Annotated in this window: 11 protein-coding genes; 7 read left to right on the plus strand and 4 right to left on the minus strand. The window is 71.0% G+C overall.

What is annotated here, in order from left to right; genetic code table 11:
* Positions 1-12: 12 nt before the first annotated feature.
* Both AB0Q90_RS07195 and AB0Q90_RS07200 read right to left on the minus strand, forming a co-directional pair.
* On the minus strand, positions 13-714 hold the full coding sequence (locus tag AB0Q90_RS07195) for a methyltransferase domain-containing protein (RefSeq protein ID WP_363158010.1): 702 nt from the start codon (positions 712-714) through the stop codon (positions 13-15).
* Positions 715-797: 83 nt separating this feature from the next.
* Entirely contained in the window at positions 798-1,472 is a 675-nt protein-coding gene (locus AB0Q90_RS07200; protein ID WP_363158011.1) for a DUF3043 domain-containing protein, read from the minus strand.
* Positions 1,473-1,702: 230 nt separating this feature from the next.
* Between AB0Q90_RS07200 and AB0Q90_RS07205 the strand changes: the two genes are divergently transcribed.
* From AB0Q90_RS07205 to AB0Q90_RS07230, 6 genes are all read left to right on the plus strand, one after another.
* The gene (locus AB0Q90_RS07205; protein WP_363158012.1) at positions 1,703-2,482 is read left to right on the plus strand and encodes a PspA/IM30 family protein; all 780 of its coding nucleotides are present in this window, start codon (positions 1,703-1,705) and stop codon (positions 2,480-2,482) included.
* A gap of 31 nt (positions 2,483-2,513) precedes the next feature.
* Complete coding sequence (locus AB0Q90_RS07210; RefSeq protein ID WP_363158013.1) at positions 2,514-2,792, plus strand: hypothetical protein; 279 nt, start codon at positions 2,514-2,516, stop codon at positions 2,790-2,792.
* Positions 2,793-2,946: 154 nt separating this feature from the next.
* A complete protein-coding gene (locus AB0Q90_RS07215) occupies positions 2,947-4,167 on the plus strand; it encodes a histidine kinase (protein WP_363158014.1) in 1,221 nt (406 codons plus the stop codon).
* On the plus strand, positions 4,164-4,847 hold the full coding sequence (locus AB0Q90_RS07220) for a response regulator transcription factor (protein ID WP_363158015.1): 684 nt from the start codon (positions 4,164-4,166) through the stop codon (positions 4,845-4,847). Before AB0Q90_RS07215 ends, AB0Q90_RS07220 begins: the two co-directional genes overlap by 4 nt.
* A 132-nt stretch (positions 4,848-4,979) precedes the next feature.
* The gene (locus tag AB0Q90_RS07225; protein ID WP_363158016.1) at positions 4,980-8,075 is read left to right on the plus strand and encodes an efflux RND transporter permease subunit; all 3,096 of its coding nucleotides are present in this window, start codon (positions 4,980-4,982) and stop codon (positions 8,073-8,075) included.
* Between the two features lie 87 nt (positions 8,076-8,162).
* The gene (locus tag AB0Q90_RS07230) at positions 8,163-10,370 is read left to right on the plus strand and encodes a serine/threonine-protein kinase (RefSeq protein ID WP_363158017.1); all 2,208 of its coding nucleotides are present in this window, start codon (positions 8,163-8,165) and stop codon (positions 10,368-10,370) included.
* 18 nt (positions 10,371-10,388) lie between these two features.
* On the opposite strand, the gene nadA is transcribed toward AB0Q90_RS07230, so the two are convergent.
* The gene (nadA, locus tag AB0Q90_RS07235) at positions 10,389-11,573 is read right to left on the minus strand and encodes a quinolinate synthase NadA (RefSeq protein ID WP_363158018.1); all 1,185 of its coding nucleotides are present in this window, start codon (positions 11,571-11,573) and stop codon (positions 10,389-10,391) included.
* A gap of 322 nt (positions 11,574-11,895) precedes the next feature.
* Here nadA and AB0Q90_RS07240 point away from each other — a divergent pair, with 322 nt between their 5' ends.
* On the plus strand, positions 11,896-12,252 hold the full coding sequence (locus AB0Q90_RS07240; RefSeq protein ID WP_363158019.1) for an iron-sulfur cluster assembly accessory protein: 357 nt from the start codon (positions 11,896-11,898) through the stop codon (positions 12,250-12,252).
* A 68-nt stretch (positions 12,253-12,320) separates the two neighbouring features.
* On the opposite strand, the gene AB0Q90_RS07245 is transcribed toward AB0Q90_RS07240, so the two are convergent.
* Positions 12,321-13,040, minus strand: a complete 720-nt coding sequence (locus AB0Q90_RS07245; RefSeq protein ID WP_363158020.1) for a hypothetical protein — start codon at positions 13,038-13,040, stop codon at positions 12,321-12,323.
* Positions 13,041-13,181: the final 141 nt, after the last annotated feature.

Consider the following 13,181-nt stretch of genomic DNA (forward strand, 5'->3'; position numbering starts at 1 on the left):
CCCGAACGGGTCTCAGCCCCGCACTCCGCACAGGTGCAGCAGAGCCGCGACAGCCCGGTACGGATCCGTCCGCCCGGCCCGTGCCTCGGCCGCCAGCAGCGCCTCCACGTCGGCCGGGATCTCGGCCCCGTCCGCCGCCGTGTCCGTGAAGACCCGCACGCCGTACCAGGCGTGCAGCGGGGCACCGATGCCGGCGAGCGTCGCCGTCAGGGTGTCCAGGCGGTCCGCCCGGACATCGAGGCCCAGCCGGTTCCGGTACGCCGTCGTGTCGAAGGCGGCCAGCGCGCCGGTCCAGTCGCCGGACAGGCCGGGCCGCATGGCGAGCGCGTCGGCGTTGCGGACCAGCAGCGACAGCAGCCCGCCCGGGGCGAGCATCCGCGCCATCCCCGCGAGCAGGGCGTCGGGCTCCTCGACGTACATGAGCACGCCGTGGCAGAGCACCACGTCGAAGCTGCCCGGCAGGAAGTGCACACCGGTGTCCCGGCCGTCGCCCTCGATGATCCGCATCCGCTCGCGGATCCCGTCCGGCTCCGAGGCCAGCGCCTCGCGCGCCGCGGAGATCATCGTGGCGTCCTGCTCAAGGCCGGTCACCTGGTGCCCGGCCCGGGCCAGCCGCAGGGCCTGCGTGCCCTGCCCCATCCCCACATCGAGGACCCGAAGGCGCTGCCCCACCGGGAAGCGCCCGGCTATCTGCTCGTCGAGCTGCCGGGCCACCAGCTCCTGTCGTACGACGTCACGCAGACCACCCAGCTTGGTCAGCCAGGACTGCGCCGCGCCCCCGGAGAAAGGCGTCGTGCTCAGGGCCGTTCCCCGCGCTTGACCTGCGGCTTGGGCAGCCGGAGCCGGCGCATCTGGAGGGAGCGCATCAGCGCGTAGGCGACGGCACCGCGCTTGCTCTCGTCGGGGAAGCGCTCGTTCAGGCGCTTCTTCAGGCGGACGCCGGTGACGATCGAGTCGAGCACGATCAGCACGATCACGACGAGCCACAGCAGCAGCGCGATGCTCTGCAGCTGGGCCACCCGCACCATGCTCAGCACGAGGATGATCACGGCCATCGGGAGGAAGAACTCCGCGACGTTGAAGCGCGAGTCGATGAAGTCACGCGCGAGGCGGCGCACCGGGCCCTTGTCACGGGCGGGCAGGTACCGCTCGTCGCCGTTCGCCAGCGCCTCGCGCTGCCGGGTCAGGGCCTGGCGGCGCTCCTCGCGCTGACGCTTGGCGGCCTCCTTGCGCGAGGTCGGCGTATTGGCGACGCTGCGGCGCTGGGTCTGGGCCTCACTGCGCTTGGGCGTGGGCCGACCCTTGGGGGCCTGCGGGTCACGGGGCTGCTTGGAGTCGGTCAGCGGCGCCTTGTCGGCGGCAGCGGCCTTCTCTTCCTTGGCACGGCTACGGAACACAAAACCCAAGGGTACGGGGTGCGGACGCATGAGCCCCAGCCCGATGGGGAACGATCCGGCAACACCAGTCGTCATGTAGGGGGACAGAGGGGACGTTGTGTTCGTTTCCGAGGACCCTGGCAGGGACCCCGGGAAGCACCTACTCCCTACGCCGGAGAGCGGGCGAGCACAGTCGTCCTCGGGGATGAGCGCATCCGTCCCCGAACAGTGCGGTAATGGATGCAGGGCCCGTACTGTGGGTTCTGTCGCAGGAGCTGGAGCTGGAGTCCGTCAGAAGGGGGCGCGCGAAGCCCATGAGCGGTGTCATGAAGCGTATGGGGATGATCTTCCGCGCGAAGGCGAACAAGGCCCTTGACCGGGCCGAGGACCCGCGCGAGACCCTCGATTACTCGTACCAGAAGCAGTTGGAACTCCTCCAGAAGGTCCGCCGCGGCGTCGCCGACGTGGCCACCAGCCGCAAGCGCCTGGAGCTCCAGCTGAACCAGCTGCAGTCGCAGTCGTCGAAGCTGGAGGACCAGGGGCGCAAGGCGCTCGCGCTGGGCCGGGAGGACCTGGCCCGCGAGGCGCTGTCCCGCCGCGCCGCCCTCCAGCAGCAGGTGACCGACCTGGAGACGCAGCACGCGACCCTCCAGGGCGAGGAGGAGAAGCTCACCCTCGCGGCCCAGCGGCTCCAGGCCAAGGTCGACGCCTTCCGTACGAAGAAGGAGACCATCAAGGCCACGTACACGGCGGCCCAGGCCCAGACCCGGATCGGCGAGGCCTTCTCCGGCATCTCCGAGGAGATGGGCGACGTCGGCCTGGCCATCCAGCGGGCCGAGGACAAGACCGCCCAGCTCCAGGCCAGGGCCGGGGCGATCGACGAACTGCTCGCCTCCGGCGCCCTGGACGACCAGTCCGGCATGCACAAGGACGACATCCAGGCCGAGCTGGACCGGCTCTCCGGTGGTACGGATGTAGAGCTGGAACTGCAGCGCATGAAGGCCGAGCTGGCCGGAGGCACCTCGGGGCAGCAGCAGGCCATCGAGGGCGGCACCGGTCAGGGCCAGCAGCAGCCGCAGGACACCCCGCGCTTCGACAAGCAGTAACCCGGCCGGGGCCCACGCCTAGGAGGGCGACATGATCGTAAGGATCATGGGGGAGGGTCAGGTGAGGCTGGCCGACAGCCACCTCACCGAACTGAACAAGCTGGACGACGAACTCCTGAGGGAGATGGAGAACGGCGACGGGCCCGGCTTCCGCCGCACCCTCCATGCCCTGCTCATCAAGGTCCGCGAACTGGGCGAGCCACTTCCGGACGACTCCCTGGAACCGTCGGAACTGATCCTCCCGTCCCCGGACGCAACCCTGGAGGAGGTCCGGGAGCTGCTGAGCGACGATGGCCTGATCCCGGGCTGAACCGGCTCAGCCTGCGGGCATGAGTGCCGCCTGGGGCGGCCCCGCTGCCAAAGAGAGGCGGCACCCCGTCGCGCCGGGCTGCGCACCCACCCCCGCTCAGCCCAACGCCGGGCGGCATTCGCAGACACATGAACCCCAGCTACCGTAAACAGCCGTGAGCACCCTCGACCGCGCCAGAGCCCATCTCAAAGCGCACCCCATGGCGCTGGACGCGGCCCTCGCCGCAGGCGTCCTGCTCTGCATGGTCGCCGGCTCCTTCGTGGACCCGCACGGCAAGAACGGCGTCACCTGGGGCGTCCGCACCCCCGACACCCCCAGCCTGATCCTCATCACCCTCGGCGCCGCAGCCCTCGTCTTCCGCCGCCGAGCCCCCCGTACCGTCCTCGCCCTCACCGGCGCCTTCTCCATCATCGAGAGCGTCACCAGCGACCCCCGCGCCCCCGTCGCCATGTCCGCGGTCGTCGCCCTCTACACCGTCGCCTCCACCACCGACCGCCCCACCACCTGGCGTCTCGGCCTGCTCACCATGACCGTGCTGACCGGCGTCGCCATGCTGGCCGGCCCCCTGCCCTGGTACGCCCAGGAGAACCTGGCGATCTTCGCCTGGACCGGTATGGCGGCCACCGCCGGCGACGCGATCCGCAGCCGTCGTGCCTTCGTCGACGCGATCCGGGAACGCGCCGAGCGCGCCGAACGCACCCGCGAGGAGGAGGCCCGCCGCCGGGTCGCCGAGGAGCGCTTGCGCATCGCCCGCGACCTGCACGACGTCGTCGCCCACCACATCGCCCTGGTCAATGTGCAGGCCGGAGTCGCCGCGCACGTCATGGACAAGCGTCCCGACCAGGCCAAGGAGGCCCTGGCCCACGTACGGGAGGCCAGCCGCTCCGCGCTCAACGAACTGCGCGCCACCGTCGGCCTGCTGCGCCAGTCCGGCGACCCCGAGGCCCCCACCGAGCCCGCCCCCGGCCTGGACCGCCTCGACGAGCTCGTCGGCACCTTCCGCAGCGCCGGACTCCAGGTCGAGGTCGCCCGCACCGACCAGGGCACGACCCTGCCCGCCGCCGTCGACCTGGCCGCCTACCGCGTCATCCAGGAAGCCCTCACCAATGTGCAGAAGCACGCCGGTGCGGAGGCGAAGGCCGAGGTCAGCGTCGTACGCGTGGGCCCGAACGTGGAGATCACGGTGCTCGACAACGGCAGCCGGGACGAGGACGCCCCCGTCTCCGGCGGCGGCCACGGTCTGCTCGGCATGCGCGAGCGCGTCACCGCCCTGCGCGGCACCCTCACCACCGGTCCCCGCTACGGAGGCGGCTTCCGCGTCCATGCGATCCTGCCCGTCAAGACCCGATCCCGCGCCACGGAGGACTCCGTATGACCATCCGTGTCCTGCTCGCCGACGACCAGGCCCTGCTGCGCAGCGCCTTCCGTGTGCTCGTCGACTCCGAGTCCGACATGGAGGTGGTGGGGGAGGCGTCCGACGGCGCGGAGGCGGTGCGGCTGACCCGGGAGCACCGGGCCGACGTCGTCCTCATGGACATCCGGATGCCCGGCACGGACGGCCTCGCGGCCACCCGCATGATCAGCGAGGACCCCGGTCTCGCCCACGTCCGTATCGTCATCCTGACCACGTTCGAGGTCGACGACTACGTCGTGCAGTCGCTGCGGGCCGGCGCCTCCGGCTTCCTCGGCAAGGGCAGTGAGCCCGACGAACTCCTCAACGCCATCCGGGTCGCTGCCGGCGGCGAGGCCCTGCTCTCCCCGGCCGCCACCAAGGGCCTGATCGCCCGCTTCCTCGCCCAGGGCGGCCCGGCGGACGAGGAACGCGACCCCGCCCGCGCCCAGCGCCTCGACGCGCTCACCGTGCGGGAGCGCGAGGTGCTGGTCCAGGTGGCCGGCGGGCACTCCAACGACGAGATCGCCGAACGCCTTGAGGTCAGCCCGCTGACCGTGAAGACGCACGTCAACCGGGCCATGTCCAAGCTGGGCGCCCGGGACCGGGCGCAGCTCGTGGTGATCGCTTACGAGTCGGGGCTGGTCCGTCCAAGGGTGGACTGAGCGACGGCCGGGCGTACTGCGCCCGGAGTATGCGCGAGATAAGGAACGGGACTTCGGGGCTACGAATCGGCGGTTCCGCATGGCTGAGGGTGAAGGGGCCGCTCTGCTCGACAGAAGAGAGACCCTGATCCCATGTCCTGGCTGTCACGATTCAGCCTCGCGCAACGAGCCCTGATCGGGCTCGTGTCGATCATCGCGCTCGCTTTCGGCGCGATCGCGATACCCCAGCTCAAGCAGCAGCTGCTGCCGTCCATCGAACTGCCCATGGTGTCGGTGCTGGCGCCGTACCAGGGCGCGTCCCCCGACGTGGTGGAGAAGCAGGTCGTCGAGCCCATCGAGGACAGCCTCGAAGGCGTGGACGGCATCACCGGCGTCACCTCCACGGCCAGTGAGGGCAACGCCCTGATCATGGCCTCCTTCGACTACGGCAACGACACCCAGCAGCTCGTCGCCGACGTCCAGCAGGCCGTGAACCGGGCCCGCGTCCAGCTCCCGGACGACGTGGACCCGCAGGTCGTGGCCGGTTCGACGGACGACATGCCGACCGTCGTGCTCGCCGTCACCGCCGACAAGGACCAGCAGGCGCTGGCCGACCAGCTCGACCGGACGGTCGTACCGGTCCTGAAGGACATCGACGGCGTCGGCCAGGTCACCGTCGACGGCGTACGCGACCTCCAGGTCGGTGTCACCCCGGACGACGCGAAGCTGGCCGAGGCCGGTCTGACCGCGCAGTCCCTCGCGCAGGCCCTCCAGGCGGGCGGCGCCACCGTCCCGGCCGGCTCCTTCGACGAGGACGGCGCCAACCGGACCGTCCAGGTCGGCGGCGGCTTCACCTCGCTGGCGCAGATCGAGAACCTGCGGATCAGGACCGAGGGCAAGCCGGTCCGCCTCGGTGACGTCGCCACGGTCGAGCAGGAGCAGGCCCCGGCCGACTCGATCACCCGCACCAACGGCGAGCCGAGCCTCGCGGTCATGGTGACCATGGACCGCGACGGCAGCGCGGTGGCGATCTCGGACGCCGTGAACGACAGGCTGCCGCGGCTGAGCGAGGACCTCGGCGCCGAGGTGACCGTCGTCAGCGACCAGGGTCCGGCGGTGGCCAAGTCCATCGACGGCCTGACCACCGAGGGCGCCCTGGGTCTGCTCTTCGCGGTCCTGGTCATCCTGGTCTTCCTGGCGTCGGTCCGCTCCACGCTGGTCACGGCGGTGAGCATCCCGCTCTCCGTCGTCCTGGCCCTGATCGTGCTGTGGACCCAGGACCTCTCCCTGAACATGCTCACGCTGGGCGCCCTGACCATCGCCATCGGCCGGGTCGTCGACGACTCGATCGTGGTCCTGGAGAACATCAAGCGGCACCTCGGCTACGGCGAGGAGCGCGAGGCGGCCATCCTGAAGGCCGTCCGCGAGGTGGCCGGCGCGGTGACGTCCTCGACGCTCACCACCGTCGCCGTGTTCCTGCCGATCGGCCTGGTCGGCGGCATGGTGGGCGAGCTGTTCGGCTCCTTCAGCCTGACGGTGACGGCGGCCCTGCTGGCCTCCCTCCTCGTCTCGCTGACGGTCGTGCCAGTGCTGTCGTACTGGTTCCTGCGCGCCCCGAAGGGCACCCCGGAGGACGCCGGCGAAGCCCGCCGCAAGGCCGAGGAGAAGGAGGCGAGGAGCCGCCTGCAGCGCCTCTACGTCCCCGTCCTGCGCTTCGCCACACGCCGCCGCATGACGAGCGTGGCCCTCGCGATCGTCATCCTGATCGGCACCTTCGGCATGACCCCGCTGCTGAAGACGAACTTCTTCGACCAGGGCGAGCAGGAAGTCCTCACCGTCAAGCAGGAGTTGAAGCCCGGCACCAGCCTGGCCGCGACCGACGCGCAGGCGAGGAAGGTCGAGAAGCTGCTCGCGGGGACCGAGGGCGTCAAGGACTACCAGGTCACCATCGGCTCGTCCGGCTTCATGGCGGCCTTCGGCGGCGGCACGGACACCAACCAGGCGTCGTACTCGGTGATGCTGGAGGACTCGGCCTTGTCCGAGGACGTCACCGACCGCATCGAGGCCGGGCTGAAGGACCTCAAGAACATCGGCACCACCACCGTCGCCGTCGGTGACGGCTTCGGCAGCCAGGACCTGAGCGTCGTCGTGAAGGCGGCCGACGCGCAGGTGCTGCGCGAGTCCGCGGAGGAGGTCCGCAAGGCCGTGGCCGGCCTGGACGACGTCACCGACGTCACCAGCGACCTGTCGCAGAGCGTCCCGCGCATCTCGGTCAAGGCCAACGACAAGGCGGCGGCGGCCGGTTTCGACGACGCCGGCCTGGGCGCGGCGGTCGCCCAGGCGGTCCGCGGCACCACGGCGGCCAAGGCGACGCTGGACGACACCGAGCGCGATGTGGTCATCCGCTCGGCGAACCCCGCCCGGACGCTGGCCGAGCTCAAGGCCCTGCGCCTGGGCCCGGTGAAGCTGTCCGACGTGGCGACGGTGAAGCTGGTCGACGGCCCCGTGTCGATGACCCGCATCGACGGCCGGCGTGCCGCGACGATCACGGCGAAGCCGACCGGTGACAACACCGGCGCGGTGAGCGCGGACCTCCAGGCGAAGATCGACGGCCTGAAGCTCCCCGCGGGCGCCACCGCCGACATCGGCGGGGTCTCCCAGGACCAGGACGAGGCCTTCGCCAACCTGGGCCTGGCGATGCTGGCGGCCATCGCGATCGTCTTCATGCTCCTGGTCGCGACCTTCCGCTCGCTCGCCCAGCCGCTGATCCTGCTGGTCTCCATCCCGTTCGCGGCCACGGGCGCCATCGGCCTCCTGATCGCCACCGGCACCCCGATGGGCGTCCCCGCGATGATCGGCATGCTGATGCTGATCGGCATCGTGGTGACCAACGCGATCGTGCTGATCGACCTCATCAACCAGTACCGCGCACAGGGCTACGGCGTCGTCGAGGCCGTGATCGAGGGCGGCCGCCACCGGCTGCGCCCGATCCTCATGACGGCCCTGGCGACGATCTTCGCCCTCCTTCCGATGGCGCTGGGCGTCACCGGCGAGGGCGGCTTCATCGCCCAGCCGCTCGCGGTGGTGGTGATCGGCGGCCTGATCACCTCGACCCTGCTCACCCTGCTCCTCGTCCCGACGCTCTACACGATGCTGGAGCTCCGCAAGGAGCGCCGGGCCAAGAAGCGCGCGGCGAAGCGGGAGAAGAAGGCGGAGGTACCGGCGCAGCCGGAGCCTGTGAAGGTCTGACCGGGGCGGCCGGGTTCCGTACGTGCGCGTACGGAACCCGGCCGTATCCTTTCCCTCAACTGGCATACGGGGGAGAGGGATCGGGGCGTGCCGCTGCACAAGGACGATCCGAGGTCGGTGGGCGGGTACAGGCTGGTCGACCGGCTGGGAGCCGGCGGCATGGGCGTCGTCTACCGGGGCAGATCGCGCTCCGGACGCGAGGTCGCCGTCAAGGTGGTGCACGCGCAGTACGCCGGGGACCGGGTCTTCCGCGCCCGCTTCCACCAGGAGATCGACGCCGTCCGCAAGGTGAGCGGCGCCTTCACCGCGCCGGTCGTGGACGCCGACCCGGAGGCGGCGCGGCCGTGGATGGCGACGCAGTACGTGCCGGGCCGCTCGCTCGCCGAACGGATCCGTGAGCTGGGCCCGCTGCGGGAGACCGAACTGCGGCGGCTGGCGCTGGGGTTGGTCGAGGCGCTGCGGGACATCCACCGGGCGGGAGTCGTGCACCGCGACCTCAAGCCCGCCAACGTCCTGCTGGCCGACGACGGCCCGCGCGTCATCGACTTCGGCATCTCCCGGGCCGCGGAGAACATCACCCTCACCGAGACCGGCCAGATGATCGGCACCCCGCCCTTCATGTCCCCGGAACAGCTCACCGACGCCCGCTCGGTGGGCCCGGCCTCCGACGTCTTCTCACTCGGCGCGCTGCTGGTGTACACCCTCACCGGCCGGGGGCCGTTCGACGCGGACAGCCCCTACCTGACGGCGTACCGGGTGGTCCACGACGAGCCCGTCCTGGACGGCGTACGACAGCCTCTGCGCGCGATCCTCGAGCGCTGTCTGGCCAAGGACGCCAAGGACCGGCCCGGACTGGACGAGCTGGCCCGCGAGTTCGCGACGGTGCTGCCGGAGGGGGCGGCGGACGACCCGGCGACGGTGACCCTGCGCCCGCTTCCCCCCACGGGGACCGGGGTCCCTGCCACCTCCTCCGGCCGCCGCCGACTGCGCCCGCTGTGGGCCGCGACCGGCACGATCGGCGCGCTGGCCCTCGGGCTGACGGCGTATCTGCTGAACGGGCCGGGATGGGCGGACAGCGAGGGCGAGGGCGGCGCGACCCGCACGGAGGCCGCCGCCTCCCGCTGGACGCAGGAGCTGCCGGGCGGCTGGCAGCCCTGGCAGACCACGGTGAACGCAACCGCCGAGCGGGGCCTGAAAAAGGGGCGCGACCTGCTGACGGAAGGGACGGACAGCGGCCCGGGGTGCCGGATGTACGAGGGATCCGCCTACTGCGCGGGCGGCGGGGTGTTCCCCGTGCGAATCGACGGGCTCACCGGACGGACCGAATGGCGCGCCGACGTGGAGCGGCCTGCAACGGGCAAGGCGTCGTACCTCTACGAGCTCCTCGGCGTCGTGGACGACACGATGCTGGTCCGGTGGGAGGGGGAGAACGGCGCGGCCTCGGTCACCGCCTTCGACACCGAGACCGGGAAGCGGCTCTGGCATCGCGCGGTGAACATCGGCTGGACCACCCCGTACCTCTCCGGTGACCTCGTGATCCTCCCGGACGAGAGCGGCACTTCGGTGACCGCCCGCTCGCCGCGCACCGGCACCGAGCGCTGGACGGTGCCGCTCCCGAAGGAGCAGTACTGCTATGCCGTGGAGACCGTCGAGGACCTCTACTGGGAGTGCTCGTCGGACATCTCGCCCACCCCGAGCGCACTGCTCCTGAATCTCGACCGGTCCGACGGCTCCGAGCGACGCCTGACGGTCCCCGACCGGGGATCCCTCTTCGGGATGTACGACGGCCACCTGCTCTATCTCGACCCGGCCGAGAACGAGGACGGAAAAATACTCGCGGGCGACGAGGGGCCGTTCTCCCGGATCCGGCTGGTGCACCCGGAGACGGGCGTCGCGACGACGACGAAGCTGGCGGAGAACTTCGAGGGCAAGGTGACGCTGGCGGGCGGCACGCTGTGGTTCACCGGCTCCTCCGGCCAGGTGACCGCCGTGTCGGCCCGGACGGGCAAGCAGCTGTGGCAGTCGCCGACGAGCCTGGAACAGCCGAGCGCCGTCACCTACGACCCGCGCGCCCGCGTGGTCTACCTCTCCAGCGCCAGCGGCCGGGTCGCCGCCCTGGAGACCAGGAAGGGCACGCTGCTGTGGGAGACGCTGCCGCGTGCCAAGTGGGTCGCCCGGACCTCGGAGCTGCCCGAGGTGCTGCTTCACCGGGGCGCCCTGGTCGTCGCCACCCCGGCCGGCGACGTCTTCAGCCTCGACCCCGCTCACCCCGACCGGAAACCCGTATCGGGGTGAGCGAACGTCCTACGGGGGTTACGGCAGCGCCAGCATCCGCTCCAGCGCCAGCTTCGCGAACGCCTCGGTCTCCTTGTCGACCTCGATGCGGTTGACGAGGTTGCCCTCGGCCAGGGACTCCAGGGTCCAGACCAGGTGGGGGAGGTCGATGCGGTTCATCGTCGAGCAGAAGCAGACCGTCTTGTCGAGGAAGACGATCTCCTTGCCCTCCGGCGCGAAACGGTTCGCCAGGCGGCGGACCAGGTTCAGCTCCGTGCCGATGGCCCACTTGGAGCCGGCCGGGGCCGCCTCCAGCGCCTTGATGATGTACTCGGTCGAGCCGACGTAGTCCGCCGCGGCCACGACCTCGTGCTTGCACTCGGGGTGGACCAGGACGTTCACGCCCGGGATGCGCTCGCGCACGTCGTTGACCGAGTCCAGCGAGAAGCGGCCGTGCACCGAGCAGTGGCCGCGCCACAGGATCATCTTGGCGTTGCGCAGCTCGTCGGCGGTCAGGCCGCCGTTCGGCTTGTGCGGGTTGTAGACGACGCAGTCTTCGAGCGACATCCCCATGTCCCGCACCGCCGTGTTGCGGCCGAGGTGCTGGTCGGGCAGGAAGAGCACCTTCTCGCCCTGCTCGAACGCCCAGTCCAGGGCGCGCTTGGCGTTGGACGACGTACAGATCAGGCCACCGTGCTTGCCCGTGAACGCCTTGATGTCCGCGGAGGAGTTCATGTACGAGACGGGCACGACCTGCTCGGCTATCCCGGCCTCGGTCAGCACGTCCCAGCACTCCGCGACCTGCTCGGCCGTCGCCATGTCGGCCATGGAGCAGCCGGCGGCGAGGTCGGGGAGGACCACCTTCTGGTCGTCGCCCGTCAGGATGTCCGCGGACTCCGCCATGAAGTGCACGCCGCAGAACACGATGTACTCGGCCTCGGGCCGCGCGGCCGCGTCCCGGGCCAGCTTGAAGGAGTCGCCGGTGACGTCCGCGAACTGGATGACCTCGTCGCGCTGGTAGTGGTGGCCGAGCACGAACACCTTGTCGCCGAGCTTCTCCTTGGCCGCGCGGGCGCGTTCGACCAGGTCCGGGTCGGACGGCGAGGGCAGGTCGCCGGGGCACTCCACACCGCGCTCGCTCTTGGGGTCGGCCTCACGGCCGAGGAGCAGCAGGGCGAGGGGCGTCGGCTGTACGTCGAGCTCCTGGGTCTGGGCGGTGGTCACGACACGCACCCTTTCTGTTCTGCGGCTCGCCGGCCGGTGTTCACCGGTCGGCGGGGTCACCATCTGGCTTTTCGTCGAAATGACGCTATCTATCATAAGCGATTCACGTCAGTTTGACGATGCCCATAGCGTCTATGTGACGTGAATCCCTGTGAGCCGCCGTTCATTCCCGAAAGGGACGTTTTCCGCTCCCCGTCCCGTGTGCGAGCATGAAGAAGGAACCGCACGACCGGTAAGACAAGCGCCGGGCCGGAATGAATCCGCGCCCCCGCCGGTTGGAACCGTCGGCAAGCAGTCTCCGTACAACCCGGGAGAGATGTAGATGTCCGTATCGGACGAGACCAGCACCGTCACCGACGGCATCGTCCTGACCGACGCCGCCGCGGAAAAGGTCAAGGCCCTGCTCGACCAGGAAGGCCGTGACGACCTCGCCCTGCGCGTCGCCGTCCAGCCCGGCGGCTGCTCCGGCCTGCGCTACCAGCTCTTCTTCGACGAGCGTTCCCTCGACGGCGACGTGGAGAAGGACTTCGGCGGTGTGAAGGTCGTCACCGACCGCATGAGCGCCCCGTACCTGGGCGGCGCCACGATCGACTTCGTCGACACCATCGAGAAGCAGGGCTTCACGATCGACAACCCGAACGCGACGGGCTCCTGCGCCTGCGGCGACTCCTTCAGCTGACAGCGGGAAAACGCGGTACGGCGGCGGCTCCGGGGCGACCGGGGGCGCCGCCGTCTGCTTGCCCGGGCTCAGGCGCAGTCCGTCCCGGTCGGCACGGCCCGGCCGACCCGCTTCCCGTCCGGGCCCCCGCCGAACTCCCAGACCGGCTCCAGCCAGAAGCCGCTGCCGTCCATGCAGGGGCCGCCGCGCAGGTACAGCCGCGCGGAGGGCACCTCGCGGTGACGGGTGATCACTCCGGGGAGTTCCGAGGCCGTGCCGGGCCCGGCGATCTCATCTCCGTTCAGGAGCAGGGACTCCTTCGCCCCGACCGGCTCCACCGGGTCGAGGCGGCGGGGCCGTCCCATGAGCCCGGAGGCGGCCATCACCCGGCCCTCGCCGTCGACGGACACCTTGACTGACCAGCCCTCGGTAGGCACGCCGCCGAGCACCGGATCCGCGGTCACCTCCGTCCATGACCCGGCCCCCGGAGCCGTGGTCAGCACGGACTCCTCCAGCCCCAGTGCCCGCAGCACGGGCAGCACGGCAGCCTTCGCCTTGCCGGGGTCGAGCCGGGGGCCGTCGGCCGGGCGCTTCCAGCCGCGCTCGAACGCCCAGGGGACGATGTCGTTCTTGAAGACGGTGAACAGCGGGCGGCCACCGTTCGGATCGTGGCTCCAGTGCGTGCCCGTGTCCTGCGGCTTCGGCAGTCCCAGCGCCCGCGCCAGCCGCCCGACGGTCTCCTCGCTCCTGATGACGTCGAGCTGGTAGGGCGCGACCGTCTCCGGGCCTTCGGGCAGCTCGCCGGACACGTGGACGAGCGTGCGGACAGGGGGAGGCGGCGTCGAGCGGCGGACGGGCCCCGGCGAGGAGGGGGACGCGGGCCGCGCATCCCCCGGATCGCCCTCACCCGCCGACGCCCCGCACGCCCCGACGCCCAGAGCCAGCACCGC

Origin of the sequence: Streptomyces sp. NPDC079141 (genome assembly GCF_040686775.1) — a bacterium.
In the GTDB taxonomy this organism is placed as follows: Bacteria; Actinomycetota; Actinomycetes; order Streptomycetales; family Streptomycetaceae; genus Streptomyces.

Excerpts from the sequence above, each read along its gene's own strand:
- AB0Q90_RS07210 (WP_363158013.1), top strand. The coding sequence starts at position 2,514 with ATGATCGTAAGGATCATGGGGGAGGGTCAGGTGAGGCTGGCCGACAGC.
- AB0Q90_RS07240 (WP_363158019.1), top strand. The coding sequence starts at position 11,896 with ATGTCCGTATCGGACGAGACCAGCACCGTCACCGACGGCATCGTCCTG.
- AB0Q90_RS07225 (WP_363158016.1), top strand. The coding sequence starts at position 4,980 with ATGTCCTGGCTGTCACGATTCAGCCTCGCGCAACGAGCCCTGATCGGG.
- AB0Q90_RS07200 (WP_363158011.1), bottom strand. The coding sequence starts at position 1,472 with ATGACGACTGGTGTTGCCGGATCGTTCCCCATCGGGCTGGGGCTCATG.
- AB0Q90_RS07205 (WP_363158012.1), top strand. The coding sequence starts at position 1,703 with ATGAAGCGTATGGGGATGATCTTCCGCGCGAAGGCGAACAAGGCCCTT.
- AB0Q90_RS07220 (WP_363158015.1), top strand. The coding sequence starts at position 4,164 with ATGACCATCCGTGTCCTGCTCGCCGACGACCAGGCCCTGCTGCGCAGC.